Below are 24,513 nucleotides of genomic sequence, written 5' to 3' on the forward strand. Positions count from 1 at the left end.
TTAACGTGTGACAAATGCAACGCCGACCCGTTCAGACCGTTCAGAAGCTAACCGTCTGGGTAAGGTGAGTGGCCTGGCCATCGCCGTTGATCCGGACGGTAGCCGTCAGCGGTTTAGCTTCCCAGTTGATGGTGATCAAACCGTAGTTCAGTTTGGCAACCATCTCACCCACGCGGTGGCGGTTTGGTTCTTCATGCGGTTTCGACACGTGGGTCAGACCACTGCTGGTAATGTCGAAGAGGTCGTAGCCGAGGCCGGGAACCCGAACGCGCGACACTTCGGCAATATGCCGGTCACCACTAAGCAACAGTGCGCCCTTCGGCTTTGTTTTGGCCAGCAGGTCCAGAAAGCGCTGGCGGGCAACGGGAAAATTGCCCCATTTCTCGTAAGGGTGTTCTTCGGGCAGGAACTGAATCCCGCAGCCAATCAGATGAACATCCGCATCAGAGTTCGTGAGCTGTTTCTCCAGCCATGTCCACTGAGCCTCGCCCAGCAGATCGCCCGAAGGATCCGGTACGTTCAGCTTGCCTTCTTTCTTGAGCGGGTCGCGGAAGTAGCGGCCGTCGAGGAGGATGACCTTTACCCGTTTTCCGGCCGGGCCATAGACGTGGGCTGAGTAGGCCCCTTCCTGCTTGCGAAGCGGATCGCTGGCCGGTACATCCAGAAAGTCGAGCATTAGCTGCTGGCTCTCCTTCCGACGCGGGTACTCTTTACCACCGTCATTCACCCCGTAATCATGATCGTCCCATACGCCGATGATCGAAGCCGACTGACGTAGCTGCTGGTAAACGGGGTTGGCTTTCTGACGATCGTACTTCGCTTTCAGGGTATCCATGTTTTCGGTATCCCCGTACACGTTGTCACCCAGCCAAATCCACACATTCGGCTTTTGGGCCACGATATCATCCCACAGGGGCTGGGGGCGCTTCTGATCACTGCACGACCCGAACGCGATCGTTGAAATGGGCGCCTGGTCGGCCCGGTTATTGGTTTCCGCTTTAGGTGTGCGGCATCCGATAACGGCTGCGCAGCCCAGAAAGCCAAGGGCAAGTTGTTTGGTAAATGATAGCATCGTTGACTGGTTAATTGCACAAAACTAGCTAGTCGATGGCGGACTAAGACTGACTTCAAGATTTGTTAATACAGGCTGAGGGGTGTTTCCCAGCGAAAAAAACGGGGGATGATTTATAATCCATAAAAATCTATTTAGTATACAGAGGCAACTGTTGTAGTTTTGGCGCCAGTCACCGATACAGCCTGCATGAATCGCTCACGTTATCAAAAAGTCATCCTGTTTTTTGGCAGAGAACCGGTACTGCTCACTGTATATGGCCTGATCACCCTGCTCGCCAGTATCCAGCAGTATCTGTTGACGCCCACGTCTGTTGCCGGTAGTGAACAGTTGTATACGCATTACAACAACTATGTAATTTTCAAGAATTCGTTCTTCCACCTGCTCGCCAATCAAAACCTGTACACTTACTACCTGGCCGAACAGTGGGATCTGTATAAGTACTCACCTACGTTTGCGCTGCTCATGGCCCCGCTGGCGTGGCTGCCCAACTGGCTGGGTCTCTTTCTCTGGAATGCGCTCAACACGCTGGTCCTTTTTTTCGGCATAAAACATCTACCCCGATTGTCCCGGGAAACAACCGTTAAACTGAGGTGGTTTGTCCTGATCGAGCTGCTGACCTCCATTCAGAATTCGCAAAGCAACGGGTTGATTCTGGGTATGCTGATCTGGAGTTTTATTTTCCTGGAGCGGGGGCGGCTGATCTGGGCCACCCTGTTGATGCTGGGCAGTGTTTTTATAAAAATCTTTGGGGTTGTAGCGTTTATGCTGTTCCTGCTATATCCCCGCAAACCGGTAGCCATGGCGTATACCCTGGTCTGGACCCTGATTTTACTACTTCTGCCCCTGGTGGTCATAACGGGCCCGCAACTGCTGGCCCAGTATCAGAACTGGTGGGTCATGTTACAGGCCGACCATTCAAGCTCGCTGGGTTATTCGGTCATGGGCTGGTTATCGACCTGGTTTTCAGCGGAACCTCCCAAACTGCTCGTCGTTGGGCTCGGGGCGATGTTATTATTGGTTCCGCTAGTCCGCTTGTCGCTCTATGCCGACTACGGCTACCGGCTGCTGCTGCTGGCTTCGGTGCTGATCTGGGTGGTTATCTTCAACCACAAGGCCGAGTCGCCGACCTTTATTATTGCCATGGGGGGGGTGGCCATCTGGTACTTTACCAGGACAGCTACCGCTATGGACCGGGTGCTCGTTCTGCTGGCTTTTGTCTTTACGTCACTCTCGCCGACCGATGTTTTTCCGGCCGGCCTGCGCCAGTCACTCGTTGAGCCTTATGTCTTCAAAGGCGTCTTCTGCATCGCCATCTGGGGGCGGCTGACCTATGAACTCCTGACTCGGGACAGGAAGCCAACCCGCCCGGAATTGACCCCGGTTTGAGCAAAACGAGCAAAAAAGGGTTGAATTTTAAGCTAGAACGCCTACTTTAGTCTAGCGAATCGTTGTCAGGCTAATCAGATTCTAAGCAGCCGCTAAGTAGTTTCTAAGCAAATTCCGGTTCTTTTGGGCCAAACCTGACGGCCTGAGTGAGTCGTCCCTGGTTTAGAAAAGTCAACCCAGCGTTGTGAAGATGCAGATCCTGCAGAACGCCTTTCGTCGTGACGTAGACAAGGACAGCCAGTTGACTACGTTTTTTATCAGCAACCTGTTAGTACTCCGCTATGAACACTTCTTTTTTCGGTGCTCCCCCCATTTCATTAGACCAGCTTGGTCCCGTCGAGCAGTCGGCTCCCAACCTCATCCTATGGGCTGTTCCCTTTATGATCCTGTTTACCGCAATCGAGATGATAGCGGCCTATGTGGAAGAAAAGCCGTTTTACGAACGCAAAGAAACGGTCGGTTCGGTGCTGGTAGGGCTGGGGGCGCTGGCCGTAGGAGCAGCCACCAAACTCGCGCTACTGTATGCCATCGTCTGGATCTACAATGCCCTTCCCTGGCGCATGGAGCTGGCCTGGTGGACACTGCTTCCGTGTTACGTGATTTTTGACTTCTTCAGCTACTGGGCGCACCGCATCTCGCACGAGCAGCGGTTCTGGTGGGCGACCCATGTGGTACACCACTCCGGTGAGCATTATAACCTGAGCGTTTCGTTCCGGCTAAGCTGGGTGCAGCATCTGAAAATTATTTTCTTCCTGCCGGTGGCGCTGATCGGGTTCCACCCGGTTATCTTCTTCACCACCAACCAGATTGCCGTTCTGTTTCAGTTCTGGGTGCATACGGAATATATTGGTAAACTGCCCCGCTGGGTCGAGTATGTTTTCGCGACGCCCTCGAACCACCGGGTCCACCACGGTTCGCAACCCAAATACATTGACAAGAACTACGGCGCCACCTTTATCTTCTGGGATCGGTTGTTCGGCACCTATCAACCCGAAGAAGAGCGGCCGATTTATGGCATCACGACCAATATTGAACAGAAAGGTAACCCGTTTCACATCAACTTTCACGAGTTTGCCGACATGGCCCGCGATGTGAAGAAAGCCCGTGGTCTGCGCCAGAAGCTGTTCTACGTGTTCGGTAGCCCCATCAAAATCGCCGAAACCAAGCAGGCAGGTGAGGCCAGGCCCGAACCAGCAGAAATGCCTTCGGTTGCCTGATAAGCCAAAGCCAATCTAGTTTATAAAGCCAGGCGGGGCCTTTGATATCAAAGACCCTGACTGGCTTATTTCATGACCTGATAGTTATCGCTGCTGACCTATCCCCGGCTGAGGAGCGTACATACCAGCGCGATCAGGGCCGGTACCGCCTGGATGAAGAAAATAGAGCGCTGGGCAGTTACGGCCCCAAACACACCGGCAACAATCACGCATCCCAGAAAAAAGCAGGCGACATGAACCTGCCAGACCGGGTCCTGAATCAGCAACGACCAAACCAGCCCGGCCGCCAGAAAACCGTTGTACAACCCCTGATTGGCCGCCAGCGATTTCGTCGGCTCGAACAGTTCGGGCGGGAATGACCGGAAGGTTTTACGACCCCGGGTTGTCCAGGCAAACATTTCCAGCCAGAGAATGTACAGGTGTTCAACGGCAACCAGTCCAACGAAAATCTGAGCGACTACTTTCATGGCACGATGGGTTTAGATGTATACACACAAAGCCAGGGTAAGCAAATCGGGCCTGCCCTGGGCTTTACCGATGAACAAGGGTACGAATTTCGTTCGCTAAACCAGCTAGATCGGTAAATAAATGCTAAAGACAGCGCCCTGCCCCGGATTACCAGTTGCCTTTATAAATCCGCCGTGGTTCAGAACCACCTTCTTGGCAATGGCCAGCCCTATGCCGGTTCCGGGGTATTCGGTGCGGTTATGCAGCCGTTGAAAGGCACCGAAAATTTGATCCGCGTAGGCCTGATCAAAGCCGATGCCGTTGTCCTGAACCTCGATCAGATGGTAGGTCGGTCGGGCGCTGATGGGAGTAAACTCGACGGGTAGCTCGTGGGCCTGAACCGTTCGGCTATGTATGATAACGTGGGGGGATTCGCCGGGGCGGGTAAATTTGATGGCGTTGGTCAGCAGATTCTGAAAGAGCTGGTTGAGCTGGCTTGCGTCGCATTTTACTTCGGCCATGGGGGCAACCTCAATCCGGGCGTTAGTCTCGCCGATGACAACTTCAAGGGCGGTCAGCACGGTGTCAATAATGTCGTTCAGATTGTTTTTCCGGAAGGTATCGGGCTGTCGGGTCAATCGCGAATAGTCGAGCAGGTCGTTGATCAGCGCCGACATGCGGACCGACGCGTTTTTCATTCGATTGAGCAGGTCGGTTCCGTGGTTCCCGAGTTGCGCGGCATAGATATCGATCATCATGTCGCCGAACTGCTGAATTTTTCGGAGTGGCTCCTGTAGATCGTGACTCGCTACGTACGAGAATTCGAGCAACTCCTGGTTCGAGCGCATCAACTCCTGATTAAGGGTGACCAGCTCACTGGTCTGATGCTTCAGCACGAGCTGCATCTGTTTGACCGAGGTAACATCAGACGTGATAAGCACCAGTCTGTTTTCGTACCGGCTCACTACCAGGTCGAACCAGCCGTCAATCCCGTCCCAGGCATAGGCCAGCTCTGATCGTTGGTAGGGTTGGCCGGTATGCAGCACCTTCAGGTATTCGTCATACAATCCCCTTGATTTGGCGCTGGGGAAAAGCTGGAGGTAGGAAACCGGCCGGGGCAAATCGGCCGGTAAGGCGCCCCCATACATTTCCCGTATCCGGTTGTTGACATACACGAAGTTAAAATCGATTACCTGCCCCTGCTCGTCAGTTATAGGCTCAAAAATGGCAACCCCTAGCTGAGTCGAATCAAGGATATGGCGCAGAAACGAAAGTTCATTGATCAGAGCGGAAGGCAAAGCAGACATAATCAATAGTATTTGAATAATCTACTAAATCAGAAGGGTAAAGTTTAGGGCCAGACCGATAGTTTACTGAATGGTAGATGGCCAAACAAGGGAATGGCCGGCGCGGTAATCTAATGTTTTTCTAAGATTAGGTTAAGTTCATTCTAAGTAGTTGCCCCGTAGTTTGTTGGTTATCGCTGGTTGATCAACAATAAGCCTATGTTTTTACTGCTCCGACTGCTAAAACCGCTGGCTGTCCTTACGGTTTTTGCCTCTCTCTTTTCCGTTGTGCAGCTATGCAGGGCTGTCAACATGCTGCGCAAACGCATACAATTTGGCGGATTTCTGGTTTATACAACCAGAGAGGACGGCTAACCGGCTACTCATAGGCCGGGTTTTTGGCTGATATGTCGACCGATGTCATGTTCTCAACTCACGTTACTAAAAAGCACCATGGGCCAGGTAGAATTAAACAGACGAACACTCGGCGTTACGTTCGATGCCGGGCAGAAAGCGAAGATACGTCTTTGGGCTCCGTATGCCAGTCAGGTGGCCCTCACCATCAATCGCGACAGCCTCACACTGCCGCTCACCCGGTCTGAGTTGGGCTACTGGTCCGCTGAAACAGATCAGCTCAAGCCCGGCGATCGGTATTCGTTTGTCCTTGAAAACGAAGAAGAGTACGCTGACCCGGCCTCGCTGGTTCAACCCGATGGGGTTTACGGCCCCTCCCAGGCGTTCGACACCAGCGCCTTTTACTGGGAGGATACCTGCTGGGTCAATCCGCCTTTCGATGAATACATCATTTACGAACTGGATGTATACACGTTCTCGGCCGAGGGCACTTTTATGGGTATTGCCGACAAGCTCGGGTACCTAAAGGCGCTGGGGGTAAACGCCATCGTAATACGACCCGTCACGCCCTTTCCCGATGCCCAGAAGGGGCACCACCCCGATATTTTTATGTATGCGGTGCAGGCTTCGTACGGCGGGCCAGGCCAGTTGCAGAAACTGGTCAATGCCTGCCATTATGAAGGCATCGCCGTAACGGTCGACCTGTCCTACAATCATGTCGACCAGCAGAAGCAGTATCTGGAAGACGTAGCCGCGCGTTGCACCGGATCGGATGATCGCAACCGGCGCCGAACGGGCAATAACGGTCGGGCCTGGCGGCAGGCGCGTCGGCAATACATCGTTGAAAACGCGTTGATGTGGCTGCGTGATTTTCACGTCGATGCCCTCCGCTTAAACGATCTTCAGGTGCTGCCCGATGCGGAAGCCGTTCTGAGCGACATCCGGCAGCAGGCCGACGCGCTGACCGGGTTAACCGGACGGCATTATTACCTCCTGGTCGAAGATAGTCCCGAACAGGAAGCTGATCAGGATGCCGAACCGATGGGCGGGGGACGCCCTGTCAAAGCTGACCAGGCCTATCGGAATTATTACGAAACAGACGGTCATACCAGGAAAGCCTACCGCGAAGATTTTATCTACGACAGGCAGTTCTCTTCGGTGCTCCGCGAACTCTTCGGTCGGGAGGCAGAGACGATCGTTAGTGAGCCCAGTGTGATGTTTACCCGCCCCCACGAAGCCGGACACGGACTTTCGGCAACTGAAGAGGGGGGGGGGCAGCCAAGCTTCGAGTCTATGAAACTCATGGCTGGCTCCATCCTGGTGAGTCCGTACGTGCCTTCCCTGTTCATGGGCGACGAATGGGGCGGGACCAATCCCTTCGCCGTGCTGACGCCTGCTGAGGGCGGTACGGAGGCCTCTGCTGACACCGACCAGGATCTGGCTGCGGCTGCTTCAGACGCCCAACCCGACGAGACGAATAAGACGCTCTATGCCTACTATCAGGCGCTTACCCGCCTTCGTCGACAGCAACCGGCCCTGTATCATCTGAACCGGAAACAAACGTCGGTCAATCAGCAACCTGATCAGGAAACCATGGTGGTTCACCGTTGGTACGAACGGAATGACATCTTATGCCTGATGAATTTTTCGGAAGAGAAACGAGAAATCACCGTACCTGCCCTCAACACCTACTGGCATAAACTGATCGACTCGGCCGATCCGGCCTGGCTTGGCCCCGAAGCCGGACCCGAATGGTTGTCGGACGGTGATACGATTACCCTGCAGCCCGAGTCGATTTTGATCTATAAAGGCTGCGACCAGCCCGACCCCCAGGCCTGCGCCGATGAACACGTCAGCGTCTGACACGTAATGATTGGTAATTAGGGGCGCTGCGTTCAAACACAGCGTCAGGGAAAAGGTTAACTAAGTACGACCTTTTCTACTCAACATCTTCTGAATGAATCATTTGCTTATTAGCTGCTCCATAGTCTGTATTTGTCTGGTATCTTCGATTAGCCGGGCGCAGCAGCCGTCGCCCGCTTCGCTCAGGCAGGCGCTGGGTATGGCACCCGACACCCTGCAGCCCCTAAGCCCTACCCGCCCCGATACAACCCAGCTCAACTCGGCCGATCGGCCCGATACGGTGCGGCAGTCGACACCCGGAAACGCTGGTATAAGCCTGCCCGCTACCCGGGATAGTAGCCAGACGTCACCGGCCCCGACTCAGCCAGGTCAACCGGCTGGTGAGGCTACGGCCGCGACGGGAACCTTACGGGGCCGTTTGGTAACTGTACAGGGCGGAAAAAATCAACCCATCGAATTTGCTAGTGTGGGCGTCTTCCGCACCCGCGACTCCAGTTCGGTAACGGGAGGACTGACGGATGAAAACGGGTATTTCAGCATCGCTAACCTGAGCCCCGACATTTATTATATTCTGATTCAGAGCCTGGGGTATGCCCCCAAGCGGATTCCCCGAATTACGGTGTCGGCCGACAATGCCGCCGTTAACCTGGGAAACGTAATCATCACCGAAACATCGCAGCAGCTGGAAGAGGTCGTTGTTCAGGGACAGCGGCAGGCCTACGAATACTCACTCGACCGGAAAATTGTGAACGTCGACCAGCTCCCCATTGCGCAGGGCGGCTCGGCGGTCGATATTTTGCTGAATGTACCGTCGGTTACCCTGGATGTGGATGGGGTGCTGAGCTTACGGGGGAGCAGTAACGTCATTGTCCTGGTAGACGGGAAGCCATCGGGGCTGACGGGTTTGGACCGGCAGGCCATTCTGGAACAGATTCCGGCCAGTAACATCGAGCGCATCGAAATTATCACCAACCCTTCGTCCCGCTTCGACGCCGATGGGGCCGCGGGGATCATCAATATTGTGCTGAAGAAAGAGCGGGCGGCTGGTTTCAACGGTACCGTTCAGCTGAACGTGGGTACGCGCGACAAGTATAATGCGTCCATTAATCTGAACGCCCGCTTCAAGAAGCTGAACCTGTTTGGCAGTTACAACTTCCGGGAAGACCGGCGGTTTCAGTACCGGATCTCGGACCGGCAGAATCTCTTTACCGATTCGACATCGTTCCTGGCGCAGCGTAACGATGCGGTCAGACGCCGGGTCAATAACAATCTGCGGCTGGGCTTCGACTATACGCTTTCAGAACGGGACAATATTACGGTATCGGCGCTCTACCGACCGGGGTATAGCTACGACAGCGAGGTAGAAACCTTCGATACGCAGGACGAAAACCGGCTTTCGCTCGGGCAAATCTATCGTACCAACGAAGAGCGGGAACCCGAACGGGGGATTGACTATACTCTCGGTTACCGACGGACTTTCCCGAAAAAAGGGCGGGAGCTGTCGTTCGATGCGACCCTGTCGACCAACAAAGGGACCGAATTTCAGCGCTTTACCAATACAACCACCTTGCCCGAAACGCTGCTTACCCCCAATTTCCTGATCGGCGATCAGCGGGCCACCAACGACCGCGACAACCGGGTTGGGGTATTGCAGCTCGACTACGTAGAGCCGCTGAAAGGCAAAAAGCGGCTGGAGGGAGGACTTAAGTACACCACACGCCAGCTGGGTGCCAACTACGTGTTCGAGAACCTGGAAGGACCGGACTGGGTGCTCAACCCCGGTATCAGCAATAATTTCATCTACGACGAACAGACCAGTGCTGCCTATGTAAACCTGGGGAATGAACTAAAAAAATTCAGCTATCAGGTTGGGCTAAGGACCGAATATACCAGCATCAGCACCGACCAGCGGACTACCAGCCAGCGCAACACCACCGACTATATCTATCTGTTCCCGAGCGCCTTCGTCAATTACAACCTGAGCCAGGCGCAAAAGCTACAGATCAATTATACCCGGCGAATCAACCGGCCGTCGGTTCGGGTGCTGAACCCGTTCATCGATCTCTCGGACCCACTCAACATTCGGTTCGGAAATCCCCTACTGAATCCTGAACTGATCAACTCCTTCGAGCTGAGTCACCTCTGGAACGGGAAGAGTACCTCGCTGACGTCGTCGCTGTTTTTCCGACAGACGAATAACGAGATTACAAACTACCGCACCCTGCGCGAAGACGGCATAACCGAACAAACGTCGCTAAACCTCAACCGGTCCCAGAATTACGGGCTGGAGGTGGTCCTCAATCAGGACATTACCCGCTGGTGGAAAGCAAGCGGAAACTTCTCGTTTTTTCAGCGGTCGATCCTGGCCAGCGCCGACGTACCCGACATTCTCTCCCGGACCAACCGGAGCTGGACCGGCCGGGTGACGTTTGATCTGAAACCTACCCGGCAAACCGCCATTCAGCTCGTGTACAACTACCGGTCGCCGTTTCTGGTCGCGCAGGGGACTATCAATAGTTTCACAAACGTAGACCTGGGCGTTAAACAAACGGTTCTGAAGGGGAGAGGTACCCTGTCGCTGCGGGTCAGCGATGTGTTCAACACCCTCCAGTTCCAGAGCGACAGCTTCGGACCCAACTTCCTGGCGACGAGCCTGAGCAAGCGCGAGAGCCGGATCGGATTTATTGGGTTCAGCTACCGCCTGAGTCGTCAGATCAGCCGGGAGCAGGACCGGGATAACGACGATCGTCAGCCCGATAATCCGGCCGGCGATCCGGACTTTTCAAATTAGCAGGGCCGATCCGGGGCAAACGCATCAGGTCATTACCGCCCCGGACTCGAGTCATAACATGTAGTTAATCCGCTTCTAAATCGTGTAAGCGTGATTTGTAAAAAGCAACGTGCCAACTGAATGAAAGTATCGAAGCCATCTTTTAAACGCCTTCTTATTGTTTCGTACCGTCTGCCATTTACCATAAAGCAGACCAAAGAAGGGCTGGAGCTTGTGCAGAACTCGGGCGGTCTGGTCTCCGCGGTGCTGTCGATGGCCGAGCGTATGGGGAACAACCCCGACGGTCAGGCTACCAAAATACACTGGGTGGGTCATGCCGACCCGAAACTGAAATCGATCGATCAGTCGGTTTTCGAGAACGAGACGTTTGTAGCCCATCCGGTCTTTATGGACGAAGCCGTGCACAAGGGGTTTTACGAAGGGTTTAGCAATGACCTGATCTGGCCCCTCTTTCACTATTTTCCGTCCTATGCATCGTTCAGCGAACCAAATTTTGATGATTATCAGCAGGCCAGCAATCGTTTTCTGGAAGAACTCGACCAGCTGATCGAGCCCGGCGATCTGGTCTGGATCCATGACTTCCAGCTTATGTTATTGCCCCGGCAGGTCAGAGAGGCCCGGCCGGATGCAACCATCGGGTACTTTTTTCATATACCGTTCCCGACCTACGAAATTGTTAAACTGCTGCCCCGCACCTGGCGACAGGCGCTCATCGAGGGGCTGTTGGGGGCCGACGTGATTGGGTTCCATACCGCCGATTATGTGCAGCACTTTATCCAGAGCGTATCGGAGGTGCTGAACCTGCCCATTATCGGGAATCGGATCGTGCTGCCCGACCGGCCGGTGGTGGTTAAAGATTTTCCGATCAGTGTCGATTTTAATAAGTTCAACAGCTCGGGCCAGGAGCCGGCCGTCATCGACACCCGCCATTTTTACCACTCCGAGCTCCGGCAGAATAAAGTAATTTTCTCCGTCGATCGACTCGATTATACCAAAGGGATCACCTCCCGGCTACTGGGGTACGAGCGGTTTTTGAACCAGAATCCCGACTGGCACGATAAGGTAACGTTCGTGATGACGGTGGTGCCCTCGCGCGACAAGATCGAGCAGTATCAGGAGATCAAACGGGAGATCGAAGAAACCGTCGGGCGCATCAACGGCCTGTTCGGCAGTATTGGCTGGCGTCCTATCGTGTACTCCTACGCATCGATGACGTTCACCGAACTGATGGCGCTGTACACCCTCTGTGATGTGGCGCTGATAACCCCCATCCGCGACGGTATGAACCTGGTCTGCAAAGAGTTCGTGGCTAGTCGACAGGACAACCGGGGGGTGTTGATCCTGAGTGAACTGGCCGGTGCGGCCCAGGAGCTGAAAGACGCCCTGATCATCAACCCGACCGATACGCAGGAGGTAGCCGATGCCATCAAACAGGGGCTACACATGGCCCCCGAGGAGCAGGAGCGCCGGATGCAGCGCATGCGTCATCACTTACAGAATTACAATGTTTTTCGCTGGAGTCACGATTTTCTTATGGCCTTTGACGAAGTTCCGGGCAGTCAGCCGGGTCTGGAAACAGACCTGTCGCTGAGCCCTTTCCTGACGGCGTTTGCCGAAGCACAACAGCGCTTGCTGTTGTTCGATTTTGACGGTACGCTGGCCCCGATTGTCGATGATCCGGCTAGTGCGCGTCCCTCCGATACGCTGCGCGAGTCGCTCTCCCGACTGGCCGAGGCTACCGACCTGGTCGTGATCAGTGGCCGTAATCGGGCGTTTCTGGAAAAAACCTTCGACTCGATACCCGTTCATCTAGTGGCCGAGCATGGCGCATTCCTCAAAAAGCCCGGGCAGCCCTGGGAACGGCTCGATCTGTCGGCTGGCGATTGGGTGGAGCCGATCCGGACGGTTATGAGCCAGTTTGTCGACCGGTTTCCCGGCTCGTTCATTGAAGAGAAAGAAACGGCTATAGCCTGGCATTACCGGCTCGTTGAGGCCGACGATGTAGACACCCAGAGTGTAGAACTGGCCACTCAGCTCCGCGATGTCAGTACCTCCACACCTCTGGCCGTCATTCAGGGGAACAAGGTCGTTGAAGTGAAGCCCTCCCAGCATAGCAAAGGAACGGTTGCTCTGTCGATCTTCGAACAAATTCCGTACGACTTTATCGTCAGCATTGGCGATGACACCACCGACGAGGACATGTTCCGGCAGTTGCCTAACTGGGCCTACACGCTGAAAGTTGGCTCCGGTGCTTCGTACGCGCGGTATCGGCTGGCCCGCCAGCAGGATGTCGAAACCCTGCTCAAACGCATGAGCGACGTCCTGGTTACGGCCTGATAAGCGGTCGGCACCGGTAAGTTGCAATGGACTTTTTACCATGCATTCATCTCTCATCACCAGTTATCTTGAATTCAAGCCATGCCATGGCCCGTTGGGCCCTTAACAGCGCAGCGTCGGTAAACAAGGGAACCAGGACACCCATGGCCCGTTAGGGCCCTAACAGCGCAGCGTCGGTATGCGAAGAGTTAAGATCGATATGGCCCGTTAGGGCCTTAACAGCGTAGCGTCGGTAGCTAAGGAAATGAGAATCGCCATGGCCCGATAGGGCCTTAACAGCGTAGCGTTGGTAGCTAAGGAAATGAGGATCGATATGGCCCGATAGGGCCTTAACAGCGTAGCGTTGGTAGACGGACGATGCGATGGGAAGGCCCTAACGGGCTATATGTTCCCTATAACCCTGTCGAGTAAGAGAAAGGAGCAATAAGGAAAGTGACCTTTTGCTGCTAAAAAATGGTAATCTGAACACCCGTATACTCAGTTTACAAGGTCGGTTGTGTAGGCAATTTATTTAGAATAATTAAAAATAATTTTTAATTCTCGCGTTTGCCTGCTTGTTTTGTGCGCTAATTAAAGCGCACCACCATGAGATCAGTTTATTTTTTCCTGTTTATACTCGTTACCATTTCCTCAGCTAAGGTGCTGGCTCAGACGGGCCCGGCTGTTCGGGGGAATGTCACTACCGCCGATGGCAATCCTGCCGAAGGCATCACCGTTACACTAGGCACAACGGGTCTGGGCGCCCTGACCAATAGCCAGGGCGATTTCGTTATCAACCGGGTCAAGGCAGGTACCTATCCCATTCGCGTATCGTCGGTCGGGTTGAAAACCGCCGAGCAAACCATTACCGTCACGGCCGGTGAAACCACCACCGTGTCATTCGTGCTGGCCGAAAACACCGCTCAGCTGCAAGAGGTCATCATCAGCGCGGGCCAGATCAATCGTTTTTCACGCACCACGAGTGATTACGTGTCGAAGATGCCGCTGAAAAATCTGGAAAATCCGCAGGTCTATACCTCGGTCGGCAAGGAGTTGCTGGCCGAACAACTTGTGTTCTCGGTCGATGATGCCATCCGGAACGCGCCGGGTGTGCAGCGGATGTGGGAAGCCACCGGCCGCTCGGGCGATGGGGGTGGTTTTTACAACAGCCGCAGCTTCATTCTGCAGAGCTCGCTGAGAAATGGCGTGGCCGGTTACGTATCGAGCGGTATCGATGCGGTTAACCTGGAAAAGCTGGAAGTCATCAAAGGACCCTCGGCTACCTTGTTCGGGAGTGCGCTGACGTCGTACGGCGGGCTGATGAACCGGGTGACCAAGAAACCCTACGAAACGGTTGGCGGTGAGGTTACCCTGGCAGGCGGTAGCTATGATTTTAACCGGGTAAGCCTGGATGTAAACACCCCCCTCAACGCGTCGCGTTCGTTGTTACTGCGCGTCAACACCGCCTACAACTACGAAGGCACCTTCCAGACCCAGGGCTACACCCGCAGTTTCGCGCTGGCGCCGAGTCTGATGTTCAGACCGAACGAGCGGCTATCGATATTGCTCGACGCCGAGATTACCCGGGTGCAGAGTGTTGGCAAGCAAATGATATTCTTCTACTTCCCGGCCGATCAGCTGGGTGCCACCCGCGCCGATCAGCTGAACCTGGACTACCGCAACTCCTACATGGGTGACGGACTGTCGTTGAATTCGAGAAGCACCAACCTGTTTGGGCAGATCAACTACCGCCTGTCGCCTACCTTCACTACGTCCACAAACATCACCTCGAGCCAGAGTTTTTCCGACGGCAAGGGCGCTTACTTCTACCTCGTACCAGACAATGTGGTTACGGGCAACCCGGCCGATGCGGGTAAGGCCAATTATTTGACCCGGGCCGACCAGTCGACAGACAACAGCCGCAATACTGTGTTCGAGGTACAGCAGAACCTGAACGGTGATTTTCGCATCGGTTCACTTCGCAATCGGGTCGTCGTGGGGCTCGACTTCCTGCGCATCAACTCGAACCAGCGTTTCTTCGGCAGTACGTTCGATACGGTTCCGCTCAACGTGCCGGGCTTTGACTACAGCCGTTTCAGCGGGAGCCGGATGGATTCGATATACGCCAGCGGTCCTCCCCAGTTCACGTATCCTATTATCAACAAGCGGAACATTTACAGCGCCTATGCATCGGATGTGCTGAACCTGACCGATCAGCTCAGCGTATTGGCCGCCCTGCGGGTCGATCATTACGACAACAAAGGCGGTTCGGAAGGGGGAGCCGTAGCCGCTTACCAGCAAACCGCCCTTTCGCCGAAATTCGGTCTGGTTTATCAGCCCGTGAAAGACGTAGTTGCCCTCTTCGCCAACTATCAGAACAGCTTTAACAACCGGGGCGTCTACAACGCGTTTGATCTGCAGGCTCCGGACAGCACCAGCCAGCGTCAGGCTAAGCTGGAGCGGGCCAACCAGGTAGAGGCCGGGGTTAAACTGGACGCTTTCGGGGGTAAACTCAGCACGACCATCAGCTATTACTCGATTCGGGTAAACGACATCCTTCGTACCGATCCGAACCCGCTGGCAGCCGCCCGCTTTGCCCAGATTCAGGACGGCGTTCAGACCAGTAAGGGCGTAGAGATGGAAGTGATTGCAAACCCGGCCCGGGGGCTCAACGTAGTGGCCGGCTTCAGCTACAACGACGCCAAACTGGTACGGGCCGATGCCGACGTAAACGGCCGCCGACCGTCAACGGCTTCGTCGCCTTACCTGGCTAACCTCTGGGTCAGCTACCGGCTGCCCGACAATCTCGTCAAGGGGCTTGGCGTGGGCGTAGGTGGTAACTACGCCAGCGACAATAAAATTCTTAACAGCGTCAGCCAGGGGGTATTTATCCTACCGGCCTACACGGTCCTGAACGCATCGGTCTTCTATACCTACCGAAAATTCCGCGTGTCGGGTAAAGTCGACAACTTCACCAACCAGCGTTACTGGGTCGGCTATACAACGGCTAATCCGCAGAAGCTGAGGAATTTTGCGGGTAGTGTGAGCTACGCATTCTAGTTGTAAACTGCCAGCCCGGACACGCCGGGCTGGCAGTCTGTTTCTTACCGGTAACGTTTGGCCATTATGAGTACCACAAAACAGATAAAAGCCTGGTTTCTGATTCACAAGTGGACCAGCCTCATCTGCACGGCGTTTCTGCTGATGCTTTGCCTGACGGGCTTACCCCTGATTTTCCACGAGGAGATCGAGCATCTGGAGGGCAAAGCGCCCCTGGCTCAGGTTCTGCCGGCCGGTACGCCCCAGGTTCCGCTGGAAAAACTGGCCGAAAAAGCCCGCCAGCATTACCCGAACAAGGTGATCCGGTACACCTACTGGGACGAGCACGAACCAAACACGACTACCTTCACCCTGTCTGACTCGATCACGTCGCCCGCCGACGACTACACCCTGCTTATTCTGGACAGCCGGACCGCTCAGGTCCTCGAAGAGCCGGCCGTTAAGGAGGGATTCATGTACATCATGCTTCAGCTGCACGTAGACATGTTTCTGGGCCTGGGAGGTAAGCTGTTTCTGGGGTTGATGGGCCTGCTGTTTTTCGTGGCTATCCTTTCGGGTCTGATGCTCTACAGCCCCATCATGCGCAGGTTCGACTTCGGTATGATCCGGACCGAAAAATCAACCCGGCTCAAGTGGCTCGACATGCATAATATGCTGGGCGTAGTTACGGTTATCTGGGCCTCGGTGGTTGGCCTGACGGGGGTTGTCAACACCCTGGCCGAAGTGGTACTGGGTTTCTGGCAGCAGGGGCAGCTGGCCGAGATGGTGGCGCCCTACAAAAACGAAGCACCGTTAACGGGTCGGCTCAGTCCGCTCGATAAGGCAATGCAGGTGGCGCTCCGCACCGCTCCCGACATGAGTCCGTCCTTTATTGCCTATCCGGGTACGCCCTACTCCAGTCAGCACCATTATGCGGTATTCATGAAGGGGAATACGCCCCTGACCGAGCGGCTGGTGAAACCGGTACTCATCGATGCCAAAACCGGTGCCCTGACCGACGTTCGTACCATGCCCTGGTACGTCAACGCCTTCTTTCTGTCGCAGCCGCTTCATTTCGGAGACTATGGCGGATTGCCACTCAAAATTATCTGGGCATTTTTCGATCTGATCATGATCGTGATCCTGATCAGTGGATTTTATCTCTGGTTCGCCCGGTACAAAGCCACCCAGGCCCAGCTCGCCAGAACCCTGTCGAAACGAGACGGTGCGGTAGATGAGCAGGAAATTCTATCCCTCAACCTGGAAAAAACGTCGGCCCATGAAGCGTGAATTCTGGCACATCTGGACCATACCGCTGGTACTGAACGTCCTGGGTCTGATTGGCCTGATTGCGGCCCTGGTCGGTAACGACGGCTGGGATATCTTGTCGTGGATCAGCCTGGGTATTCCCCTGGTCGTTACGGCCTGGTACCTGACAAAACCCCGCCCATCGCGGACGCGCCCGGCCGGATCGACCGGCAGACGGGCCTAGCTCACGTTGTCAGTGGCGCGTCATGTCGGCCCGTAAGGTACCCGCCAGCCGGTGACCGGCCCAGGCGACCTGCTGTTCGGCAACCGGTTTTACCGTGGCTACGTAGTCGGCAGGGAGAACGGCCCCTTCGGCACCGGTGCCCGGAACGAGTGCCCCCTGTCGGTACGCCAGCGATCGGGCCAGGTCAAAACTTTGGGTCGACCAGGCCTGTATGGCCGGTTTTCGACCCCGTATCCGTTTGCGGTTCGGGTGATTCTTCAGCAGTTCGATGGCCAGCTGGTCAGCCGCCCGAAACTGGTCTTTCCCCAACAGCATGCCGTCCCAGAATGAATGAAGATTCAGGGTCGGATTGCTCATACTCACCTTGATCCTGAATAGATTGCCACCCCGGTCGCCTTCCGGAAACTGCGGACTGATCAGGGCCGCCGTGTGCAGGGGCATATGGACATCCCCCGCCAGGTGAAACAACCAGCAAAGGGCAATCGCTTTCTCACTGTCGGGGGCGTTGCTTTGCAGGATCTGCTGGTTCAGGACAAACGCCTGCACGATATTTTCGCCCGTGGCCAGCGATGAATCGGTGCGGGCAATACCCAACGACGGGTTGTATATGTAGTTGATGAAATGCCAGGTGGCGTGGTCGTTGGGATTGTTTTGACCCCGGATGTCGTCGGGCCAGCGCGCGGCCAGCATGAAGAGGTACCTGTCTTTTTCTGCAGGAGTGAGCGTAGTGTCGGCCATCATCGGTGCCCAGCGCGTTTTCACGTCGGGGTGCTGTCGAAGTAAATTCAGCACGCGAGCCAGCGTTTTCGGCGATTTCTGCTGCAGATCACGGTACGCAATGGCGCCGATCGCCATATGGGTCGGCTTGTTCCAACTGTATGCCTGGAGAGTTAACGATACGAAAACCAGCCACAGCCAGTTTCGTTTTACGATTAGTTTGTTTTTCATGAAGTTGCGTAATCTGGTCGCAAAGGTAAAAACCTTACCCCGGCCAAACCAAGCGACAGATGACAAACGGATACGGCGCCAACGCCAGCCAGTTTAAAATCAGTCAGTTAAAGGCGGGTATAGAGCAGACATAATTGCTGGTGAGTCAGACCAGGGCCATCTACGTAGAGGGGGTTAGTCTGGTAGTTTTCAAACTTCTAATGGCTCGACAAATCACTCCCAGGAGGTTGTTTAAGGGTGAAACCGGCTTCCCAGCCATTTTCTAACAGAAGCGTATCTTCGTCAACGAGTGAACCCCAGATCGGTCCGGGGTTCACTCGTTGACGGGTTTGTCTGCCTAGTACGTTTCGTATTCGTAGGTCAACACGGCTCCTTTTGTCACGTCTTTTTTCGTGGCCGGTAATCCGCTGTCGGTGTAGGTATATTCGGTTCGGGACGGCGCGCTCTCGTTGACCTGGGTACTCACCACGTTGTTCCGGCTGTTGTACAGCACCGGGTCGATCGTATACATCCAGCGGTAGAAGGGGTTGGGTTTATCGTCGTACTCGTAGCTGATGGTGAACTCTGCTTTGTCGTTCGCATCCAGGTACGTGGCCCGGGTAATATTCCCGTTCTCATAGGTATATACGTAACGGGCACGCGTAGGCTTGCCGTACCGAATGATGCCTTCCTGTATCCATTCCGTCATCTGGCCGTCGGCGTTGGTGCGGTATATATGCCGCGGATTCGTTTCGGCGGTTGGCAGCTTCTGCCCGTCGGCCAGCTGCCGGGCGAACAACTGTTCGATACGATTGTCTCCGAAGGTAAAGGTGTTTAGTTCTCCCACGCTCCCATCGCCGTTGGGCCGGCTGTAGCGAACAAAGTACGAAACAACCCGCCCCTGCTGATCATAGGTATACTCGTTCGTTAGCTCGGGAGCGGCTGCCGACGTGGGTGGAATGATAGCCCGTTTCAGCGCGCGCCCCTCGTTGTACTCAAAGTGTGTCGTCACGAAATAGGGCCCCAGGCCGCCTGCATAGCCTTCGACGAACAGTTGCTTCAGCCGAAAATTCTGCGCGGCCGCTGGATTGGTAGCCGCCGTCGGCGTACGTGCGTCAAGTGAGGCCGCATCGGGTGAGACCGTTACGGATTCCTGCTGACAACCCCAGGCTGTGAACAGAAGTAGGCCGGTGACGAATGAGTAAAATCGCATGATCATAAATGGAGATGAGTAGGAATGGGTAGTAAAACCCACGTTTAGCCATACTGTTTTTATGATCAGCGATTTATGTGAGCTTGGGTAACCAAAAGTGTCCACTCTATCGCCCGTTCGGGTTGACCCGCCGGTAGAGAATGGACACTATAGACGCCAAAAAAATGGTACTGCTATCAGGAAATGGCGGCTGCGGTAATGTCATCGACCAGGGTGCGCCAGCTGGTCAGTTCGGGCTTGCCGGGTTTTCGTTCACCAAAGATGAGCGCCACGTTCTGCCCGTCTTTGTCAAATAGCTCCAGGCCCGTGACAATGCCATCGGTGGTTGGTTTTCGGGTCAGCCATACCTGATCGACACGGGTTTCGTTCAGGTGCAGGTTGAACGTGGGGTCGAGCACATTGAACCAGGGACCCATTGTTGCGAGCTTATGGACAGGCCCGGTATGAATCTGAATGCAGCCGGGGTTGGATACGAAAACCATAATGGACACCTGCCGGTCAGCGGCTTCGGCGAATATCCGTTTCAACACCTCCATCGACAGCAGCTGAGCATGGCCTTCGGGGGCCAGCCGTAGTCCCTGCTGACGACCCACCCCGTACTGACGAAGCAGGCTGAAGAATTCGTGGGTGTCCTTCATGTCGAGCCAGCCGTGCCGAAACCCGCTCACGTCAATATCTGTGTCGTCCTTTTCGATCTCTTTGGCAGCAGCGGGCAGTATAGCTAGTTCTGTCGATTGCTGACTATCCTGAAAGCGGGTTACCAACCGGTTGTAGGCGATCTCGTCGGAGCGATCGGTGAGGTACATTTTATGTACGGCCTGTCCCTGCGGGTCGAAGAACTGCAGGCTTTTTCGGCCGTTTTCCTGCACCGCGAAGCCCCACTGCCAGCGGTTCATAAATAGCCGCAGGTCTATATCGGGTCCGAGTACCAGGCCTACGTGGTTCGAGAACGATACTTTCTCATACACGCCCTTGCGTTCGTGCACCAATACATCGTTGCGGGTCAGCGCCATCACGTAACCGAGCGAGGTAACCTGTTTGAGCAGCTCCCGGAAGTCGCCGGTGAGTCGGGTAACGGTTTCGCCCAGGCCGGTAACGAGCAGTTCGGCTTCACTGACCCCGAGTTGTTGAGCCGCATCACGAATTCGGCTTTGGGGCTGCTGCTGGCGTAAATCGGCCCAGCGTGCTTTGAGAGAAAGGAGGTCGGTTGTCATAAATGATATAGGTTATTGTGTAAAGGCGGGTGAAAAAGTAGGTACAGGAACAATCAGTGGGCAGTGATGACAGGGGTTTTCGAGCCGTTTGACCGGTAGGCCGAACACCCGCTCCACCAGCGAAGCCGTCAGCACGTCATTGGGCGTACCGTAGGCTTCCAGTCGACCGGCCCGCAGCATCAGTATCTGATCGGCGTACTGGGCGGCCATGTTCAGGTCGTGTAGAACAGCGACGACAGCAAACCCCCGCTGCGCCATTTGCCGGGCTACGTCCAGCAGCTGATGCTGATGGAGCAGGTCGAGGCCGGTGGTCGGTTCGTCGAGCAGCAGTAAGCCGTTTGGTATGGTCCAGACCTGGGCCAGTACCCGGGCCAGCTGAACCCGCTGCTGCTCCCCACCCGACAGGGTCGACACGATCCGGTTGTTAAATGACTGCATACCTACCGTTTCCAGGGCCGCTGCGGCAATCGAATAATCGGCGGGGGAGGGGTGGGCTCCGTAGTGGGGGTAGCGGCCCATGAGCACCAACTCGTGGACCCGAACCGGAAACGCCAGGGTGTTTTGCTGATGCAGCATACCCCGACACTGGGCCAGCTGTTTACTGCTGTACGCGCTCAGCGGGGTAGCGTGCAGCGCGATGGTGCCAGCGGTGGGTTTCTGCTCACCGGCGCATAGCTTGAGCAGGGTTGACTTCCCGGCTCCGTTAGGTCCGACAATGGCCAGCAGTTCGCCCGCCCGGGCCTCGAATGACAGCTGAGTCAACAGCGTTCGCTGGTTTGTTCGGAAGCTTAGGTTCTCAACGTTTAGCATGGTCAGGAGCGGGTTCGTTCGTTGATTAGCATCCAGAGAAATACGGGCGTTCCAAGTAAGGCGGTCAGGATGCCGATGGGCAGTTCAGCCGGGGCCACAATGGTTCGGGCGAGGGCATCGGCACCGGTCAGCACGGTAGCCCCGCCCAGCGCTGACCCGATCAGAACCCGCCGATGATCAGCTCCGGCAACCAGCCGGATCAGGTGGGGAATGACCAGGCCGACAAACCCGATGATGCCCGCCACGGCTACCGAAGTGCCCACGGCTAGGGTACTCAGCACGATCACCTGGCGCTTCAGGCCCGTCAGGTTCACCCCCAGCATGGTTGCCTGACTTTCGCCCAGCGATAACAGGTTGAGCGACTTGGCTAGCCGGGGCAAACCAACCAGAACCACCCCCGTAAAGGGTAGCAGCGCCAGCACGGTGGTCCAACTAGCCCCGCCCAGACTGCCCAGCGACCAGAACGTGATGGTCCGTAGCTGATCATCGGTGGCCAGGTAGGTTAGCAGCCCCGTCAGCGCCCCCGCCAGCGCATTGATGGCTATACCGGCCAGCAGCATGGTCGTCACGACCGACTGCCCGGCTACCCGGGCCAGCCGGTAAACGAGTAGGGTAGTACCGCAGGCGCCCAGAAAAGCAACCAGCGATAGGGCATAATACCCCAGCAGGCCACCCAGCTGCTGAAAGAGGGTAAGTTCCAGAACGATCATGCAAACGGCGGCCAGCGAGGCTCCCGATGAAATACCGATCAGCCCAGGGTCGGCCAGCGGGTTGCGGAACAAGCCCTGCATGGCCGCTCCCGCTACCGCCAGCCCCGACCCGATCAGCAGACCCAGACAGACCCGCGGCAGGCGAATCGTGGTCAGGATTACCGTTTTCATCTCGTCAGGTGCCGCAGCCAGTCCAAAATGATGGCCGGCCATGGCCAGCACCTCGGCAGGCGAAATGAATACCGCACCGACCCCGGCCGAAACCAGAACGGTAGCCAGCAGGCCCGCGACCAGCACCGGCAGGAGCCAGGGTCGGCGCACGGCCGGCAGCGCGCCGGTCCGGGTAATCGGCATGCGGGCTATTGGCTGGTCGGTGAATAGCTGTTCGGTTGCCATCGGTCAGAGCGAGCCAGAGGGGCTGATTTTACGGGCCAGTTCGCTGATGGCTTTTCCCAGCCTGGGGGTAAAGCCCGTGAGCAGGTGGCCATCCATGGTCACCAATCGTTTTTGCTTCCCCGCGTTGGTCTGGGCCACGCCCGGAATATCGAGCAAGCCCCGGGCCCCGCCTAAACTTTCGAGCCCACTGTCGAAGAGAAGAATAACATCTGGGTTGGCAGCCACGAGAGCCTCGGTCGTTAAGGGCTTAAACTCATCGAACTGGCGGGTAGCGTTCTGGCCACCGGCCAGTTCGATCATCTTCTCGACCGGTGTTCCCCGGCCTGCTACCAGCATGGTTCCCGCTCCCCGGGCGTAAATAAACAGGACCTTGGGCCGACCCGGCGCCGGCTGAACCCGGGCCATATCCGACTCCAGCCGCCGGACAACGGCCCGGGCCTTGCTGGATACCCGACAGGTAGCCGCTATATCGGTAATCAGCTTTTTGGTGCCCTCCACCGAAAACTCCTGTTCGAAGGTGATTACCTGCACCCCGGCCGCCCGTAGCTGGTCCAGCACGGCCGGTTTGGTACCCGCTTTTTCGGTCGTTAGCACGAGTGTCGGTTGCTGGGCCAGCACGCCCTCGGCCGAAACGGTTCGGTTGTGACCTACTTTAGGGAGCTTTTGCAGGCTTTCGGGATAGGTGCTCGTCACGTCGACGCCCACCAGCCGATCCTGTAGCCCCAGCTCACACAGAATTTCGCTGACGGTTCCGTCGAGCGAGACGATGCGGGGTACCTGCGCCGATGTAGCCAGCGGTACTGCCATGAACAACGCGAATACACAGCGCGCCAGCCGGCGAAGAAGGGTTGTTGGTTGAGAAACAGCCGTCATAATCAGAGGATGGTTAGGAGAGTCGCTGACTCAGATCAAGAATACGTTGTGCTTCCAGAACCGGGGCGGCTTCGGTCAGTAAGGCGCAGAGGTTTGCCAGGTCGTCTTCCGAAAAAAGCAGGAAGTAATTCGGCATGGGCGTAGGCAGGAGCAGTTCCTTCCCGTGGGTCGTACCGAACGGCTGCATGGCCAGCCGGTCAAAAATCATCTCGGCAAATGCATCGAACTGGTCAAGAGACAGGCAGAAGAGCGAGTTGTTGAACGCCACATTGACCACGCGGCAATCTTCACACATGCCTATATACCCAAACTCGTTCTGCGCAAAACTTCGGAAGTGGTGTTTGTGGTTCATAGCGGTAAGCGTCGTTCTGTTGAGTGGTTTGTGCCTAAGCGGGCAGCCAGTACAGATCACGAACCGGGCTGGCTGCCACGCCGAGGACTTTGGGATTCCGCCGGGGCGGGGTTAGTTGAGTTTCATGGAACCGTCGGGCTGGTACAGGTACCGGAAGGTGTAGAACCGAGACCGGTTGGCCGAAGTCGGCGCGGCAGGTGCGTTCTCGTAATAGCTCAGGATCTCGACCTTGGCGTACTTGTTGTCGCCCGTACGAATCACCAGCACCCGACCAGGAATCGGCGTAACCAGGTTGGTGCTGGAGTTGTAATTATACCAGCCCGCCCCCGACACCGCCGGAATGGCCAGACTCGATGGGCTCTGATCCTGCGCGAACGTGGCCGAGGTGGGTAGGGTAGTCAGTTCATCGAAGGTGCCGGTATGCACATAGGCTCCGCCCTGGCCAGACCGGATCGGGCCACCGTTGACGATGATCGATGTACCCCGGAAACCAATGTCCCATTTGGTACTGGCCGAGTCGGTATTGGCTACGGTTTTGTTATCTCTCAGGTTGAACAGCGTGTATTTGCCGGTGCTGAGCGGTGGCTGGCCGGTCGTTGAACTGGGGGTGGTCGGGTCGGCGGGCAGGTTCGTTACCGTCTGCGCCTGTACCGGCAGCACTGGGTTGGTAGCGGTGTCGTCGTCATTACAGGCCAGGAGCAGGGACATAGCGGCTGCCAGGAGTAAAACGGGATACGTAGTTTTCATAAGAG

Annotated in this window: 19 protein-coding genes; 8 read left to right on the plus strand and 11 right to left on the minus strand. The window is 55.9% G+C overall.

Translation table 11 applies throughout. The features are described from left to right. Positions 1 to 40: 40 nt before the first annotated feature. A complete protein-coding gene (locus tag EQG79_RS25685; protein ID WP_129605472.1) occupies positions 41 to 1,072 on the minus strand; it encodes an alkaline phosphatase D family protein in 1,032 nt (343 codons plus the stop codon). A gap of 189 nt (positions 1,073 to 1,261) precedes the next feature. On the opposite strand from EQG79_RS25685, the gene EQG79_RS25690 reads away from it, so the two are divergent. After that, positions 1,262 to 2,461, plus strand: a complete 1,200-nt coding sequence (locus EQG79_RS25690; protein ID WP_129605474.1) for a glycosyltransferase family 87 protein — start codon at positions 1,262 to 1,264, stop codon at positions 2,459 to 2,461. 281 nt (positions 2,462 to 2,742) lie between these two features. After that, complete coding sequence (locus tag EQG79_RS25695) at positions 2,743 to 3,678, plus strand: sterol desaturase family protein (RefSeq protein WP_077922894.1); 936 nt, start codon at positions 2,743 to 2,745, stop codon at positions 3,676 to 3,678. Between the two features lie 98 nt (positions 3,679 to 3,776). Here EQG79_RS25695 and EQG79_RS25700 read toward each other — a convergent pair whose 3' ends face one another. Next, positions 3,777 to 4,145 carry a DUF1304 domain-containing protein gene (locus EQG79_RS25700; protein WP_077922895.1) on the minus strand — a complete coding sequence of 123 codons (369 nt, stop codon included), beginning with the start codon at positions 4,143 to 4,145 and terminating at the stop codon, positions 3,777 to 3,779. Between the two features lie 105 nt (positions 4,146 to 4,250). Continuing rightward, complete coding sequence (locus tag EQG79_RS25705) at positions 4,251 to 5,432, minus strand: sensor histidine kinase (protein WP_129605477.1); 1,182 nt, start codon at positions 5,430 to 5,432, stop codon at positions 4,251 to 4,253. Between the two features lie 432 nt (positions 5,433 to 5,864). Between EQG79_RS25705 and EQG79_RS25710 the strand changes: the two genes are divergently transcribed. The 6 genes from EQG79_RS25710 to EQG79_RS25735 all read left to right on the plus strand — a co-directional run bounded on the left by EQG79_RS25710 (position 5,865) and on the right by EQG79_RS25735 (position 17,266). After that, on the plus strand, positions 5,865 to 7,628 hold the full coding sequence (locus EQG79_RS25710; RefSeq protein WP_165358954.1) for an alpha-amylase family glycosyl hydrolase: 1,764 nt from the start codon (positions 5,865 to 5,867) through the stop codon (positions 7,626 to 7,628). A 94-nt stretch (positions 7,629 to 7,722) separates the two neighbouring features. Continuing rightward, entirely contained in the window at positions 7,723 to 10,419 is a 2,697-nt protein-coding gene (locus EQG79_RS25715) for a TonB-dependent receptor domain-containing protein (RefSeq protein ID WP_129605483.1), read from the plus strand. A gap of 120 nt (positions 10,420 to 10,539) precedes the next feature. Beyond that, complete coding sequence (locus EQG79_RS25720; protein WP_077922899.1) at positions 10,540 to 12,756, plus strand: bifunctional alpha,alpha-trehalose-phosphate synthase (UDP-forming)/trehalose-phosphatase; 2,217 nt, start codon at positions 10,540 to 10,542, stop codon at positions 12,754 to 12,756. Positions 12,757 to 13,341: 585 nt separating this feature from the next. Next, positions 13,342 to 15,795, plus strand: a complete 2,454-nt coding sequence (locus tag EQG79_RS25725) for a TonB-dependent receptor (protein ID WP_129605486.1) — start codon at positions 13,342 to 13,344, stop codon at positions 15,793 to 15,795. Between the two features lie 66 nt (positions 15,796 to 15,861). After that, a complete protein-coding gene (locus EQG79_RS25730; protein WP_129605489.1) occupies positions 15,862 to 17,064 on the plus strand; it encodes a PepSY-associated TM helix domain-containing protein in 1,203 nt (400 codons plus the stop codon). Beyond that, positions 17,054 to 17,266: a hypothetical protein gene (locus EQG79_RS25735; RefSeq protein ID WP_129605492.1), complete on the plus strand. Its 213-nt coding sequence runs from the start codon at positions 17,054 to 17,056 to the stop codon at positions 17,264 to 17,266. Before EQG79_RS25730 ends, EQG79_RS25735 begins: the two co-directional genes overlap by 11 nt. A gap of 9 nt (positions 17,267 to 17,275) precedes the next feature. Here EQG79_RS25735 and EQG79_RS25740 read toward each other — a convergent pair whose 3' ends face one another. From EQG79_RS25740 to EQG79_RS25775, 8 genes are all read right to left on the minus strand, one after another. Beyond that, complete coding sequence (locus tag EQG79_RS25740; protein WP_129605495.1) at positions 17,276 to 18,214, minus strand: S1/P1 nuclease; 939 nt, start codon at positions 18,212 to 18,214, stop codon at positions 17,276 to 17,278. Between the two features lie 337 nt (positions 18,215 to 18,551). Beyond that, positions 18,552 to 19,406, minus strand: coding sequence for a hypothetical protein (locus EQG79_RS25745; protein WP_129605498.1), 855 nt, complete (start codon positions 19,404 to 19,406; stop codon positions 18,552 to 18,554). Between the two features lie 176 nt (positions 19,407 to 19,582). Next, the gene (locus EQG79_RS25750; RefSeq protein WP_129605501.1) at positions 19,583 to 20,620 is read right to left on the minus strand and encodes a hemin-degrading factor; all 1,038 of its coding nucleotides are present in this window, start codon (positions 20,618 to 20,620) and stop codon (positions 19,583 to 19,585) included. 12 nt (positions 20,621 to 20,632) lie between these two features. Next, positions 20,633 to 21,430, minus strand: a complete 798-nt coding sequence (locus tag EQG79_RS25755; RefSeq protein ID WP_077922906.1) for a heme ABC transporter ATP-binding protein — start codon at positions 21,428 to 21,430, stop codon at positions 20,633 to 20,635. 2 nt (positions 21,431 to 21,432) lie between these two features. After that, entirely contained in the window at positions 21,433 to 22,536 is a 1,104-nt protein-coding gene (locus tag EQG79_RS25760) for a FecCD family ABC transporter permease (protein WP_240699450.1), read from the minus strand. 3 nt (positions 22,537 to 22,539) lie between these two features. Further along, positions 22,540 to 23,409 (minus strand): heme/hemin ABC transporter substrate-binding protein, encoded by an 870-nt coding sequence (locus tag EQG79_RS25765; RefSeq protein WP_240699451.1) that lies wholly within the window; start codon positions 23,407 to 23,409, stop codon positions 22,540 to 22,542. A gap of 13 nt (positions 23,410 to 23,422) precedes the next feature. After that, positions 23,423 to 23,761, minus strand: coding sequence for a DUF6686 family protein (locus EQG79_RS25770; RefSeq protein ID WP_129605504.1), 339 nt, complete (start codon positions 23,759 to 23,761; stop codon positions 23,423 to 23,425). A gap of 111 nt (positions 23,762 to 23,872) precedes the next feature. After that, complete coding sequence (locus EQG79_RS25775; protein ID WP_077922910.1) at positions 23,873 to 24,508, minus strand: HmuY family protein; 636 nt, start codon at positions 24,506 to 24,508, stop codon at positions 23,873 to 23,875. Between the last annotated feature and the right edge of the window lie 5 nt (positions 24,509 to 24,513).

The sequence above is a fragment of the Spirosoma sordidisoli genome (assembly GCF_004138325.1).
GTDB classification, from domain to species: Bacteria; Bacteroidota; Bacteroidia; order Cytophagales; family Spirosomataceae; genus Spirosoma; species Spirosoma sordidisoli.

What these genes read in the sequence shown, in the direction of transcription:
- EQG79_RS25745 (WP_129605498.1), bottom strand. Translation starts at nt 19,406, where the DNA reads ATGCGATTTTACTCATTCGTCACCGGCCTACTTCTGTTCACAGCCTGG.
- EQG79_RS25720 (WP_077922899.1), top strand. Translation starts at nt 10,540, where the DNA reads ATGAAAGTATCGAAGCCATCTTTTAAACGCCTTCTTATTGTTTCGTAC.
- EQG79_RS25710 (WP_165358954.1), top strand. Translation starts at nt 5,865, where the DNA reads ATGGGCCAGGTAGAATTAAACAGACGAACACTCGGCGTTACGTTCGAT.
- EQG79_RS25725 (WP_129605486.1), top strand. Translation starts at nt 13,342, where the DNA reads ATGAGATCAGTTTATTTTTTCCTGTTTATACTCGTTACCATTTCCTCA.
- EQG79_RS25735 (WP_129605492.1), top strand. Translation starts at nt 17,054, where the DNA reads ATGAAGCGTGAATTCTGGCACATCTGGACCATACCGCTGGTACTGAAC.
- EQG79_RS25715 (WP_129605483.1), top strand. Translation starts at nt 7,723, where the DNA reads ATGAATCATTTGCTTATTAGCTGCTCCATAGTCTGTATTTGTCTGGTA.
- EQG79_RS25770 (WP_129605504.1), bottom strand. Translation starts at nt 23,761, where the DNA reads ATGAACCACAAACACCACTTCCGAAGTTTTGCGCAGAACGAGTTTGGG.
- EQG79_RS25760 (WP_240699450.1), bottom strand. Translation starts at nt 22,536, where the DNA reads ATGGCAACCGAACAGCTATTCACCGACCAGCCAATAGCCCGCATGCCG.
- EQG79_RS25750 (WP_129605501.1), bottom strand. Translation starts at nt 20,620, where the DNA reads ATGACAACCGACCTCCTTTCTCTCAAAGCACGCTGGGCCGATTTACGC.
- EQG79_RS25755 (WP_077922906.1), bottom strand. Translation starts at nt 21,430, where the DNA reads ATGCTAAACGTTGAGAACCTAAGCTTCCGAACAAACCAGCGAACGCTG.
- EQG79_RS25700 (WP_077922895.1), bottom strand. Translation starts at nt 4,145, where the DNA reads ATGAAAGTAGTCGCTCAGATTTTCGTTGGACTGGTTGCCGTTGAACAC.
- EQG79_RS25765 (WP_240699451.1), bottom strand. Translation starts at nt 23,409, where the DNA reads ATGACGGCTGTTTCTCAACCAACAACCCTTCTTCGCCGGCTGGCGCGC.
- EQG79_RS25695 (WP_077922894.1), top strand. Translation starts at nt 2,743, where the DNA reads ATGAACACTTCTTTTTTCGGTGCTCCCCCCATTTCATTAGACCAGCTT.
- EQG79_RS25775 (WP_077922910.1), bottom strand. Translation starts at nt 24,508, where the DNA reads ATGAAAACTACGTATCCCGTTTTACTCCTGGCAGCCGCTATGTCCCTG.
- EQG79_RS25685 (WP_129605472.1), bottom strand. Translation starts at nt 1,072, where the DNA reads ATGCTATCATTTACCAAACAACTTGCCCTTGGCTTTCTGGGCTGCGCA.
- EQG79_RS25730 (WP_129605489.1), top strand. Translation starts at nt 15,862, where the DNA reads ATGAGTACCACAAAACAGATAAAAGCCTGGTTTCTGATTCACAAGTGG.
- EQG79_RS25690 (WP_129605474.1), top strand. Translation starts at nt 1,262, where the DNA reads ATGAATCGCTCACGTTATCAAAAAGTCATCCTGTTTTTTGGCAGAGAA.
- EQG79_RS25740 (WP_129605495.1), bottom strand. Translation starts at nt 18,214, where the DNA reads ATGAAAAACAAACTAATCGTAAAACGAAACTGGCTGTGGCTGGTTTTC.
- EQG79_RS25705 (WP_129605477.1), bottom strand. Translation starts at nt 5,432, where the DNA reads ATGTCTGCTTTGCCTTCCGCTCTGATCAATGAACTTTCGTTTCTGCGC.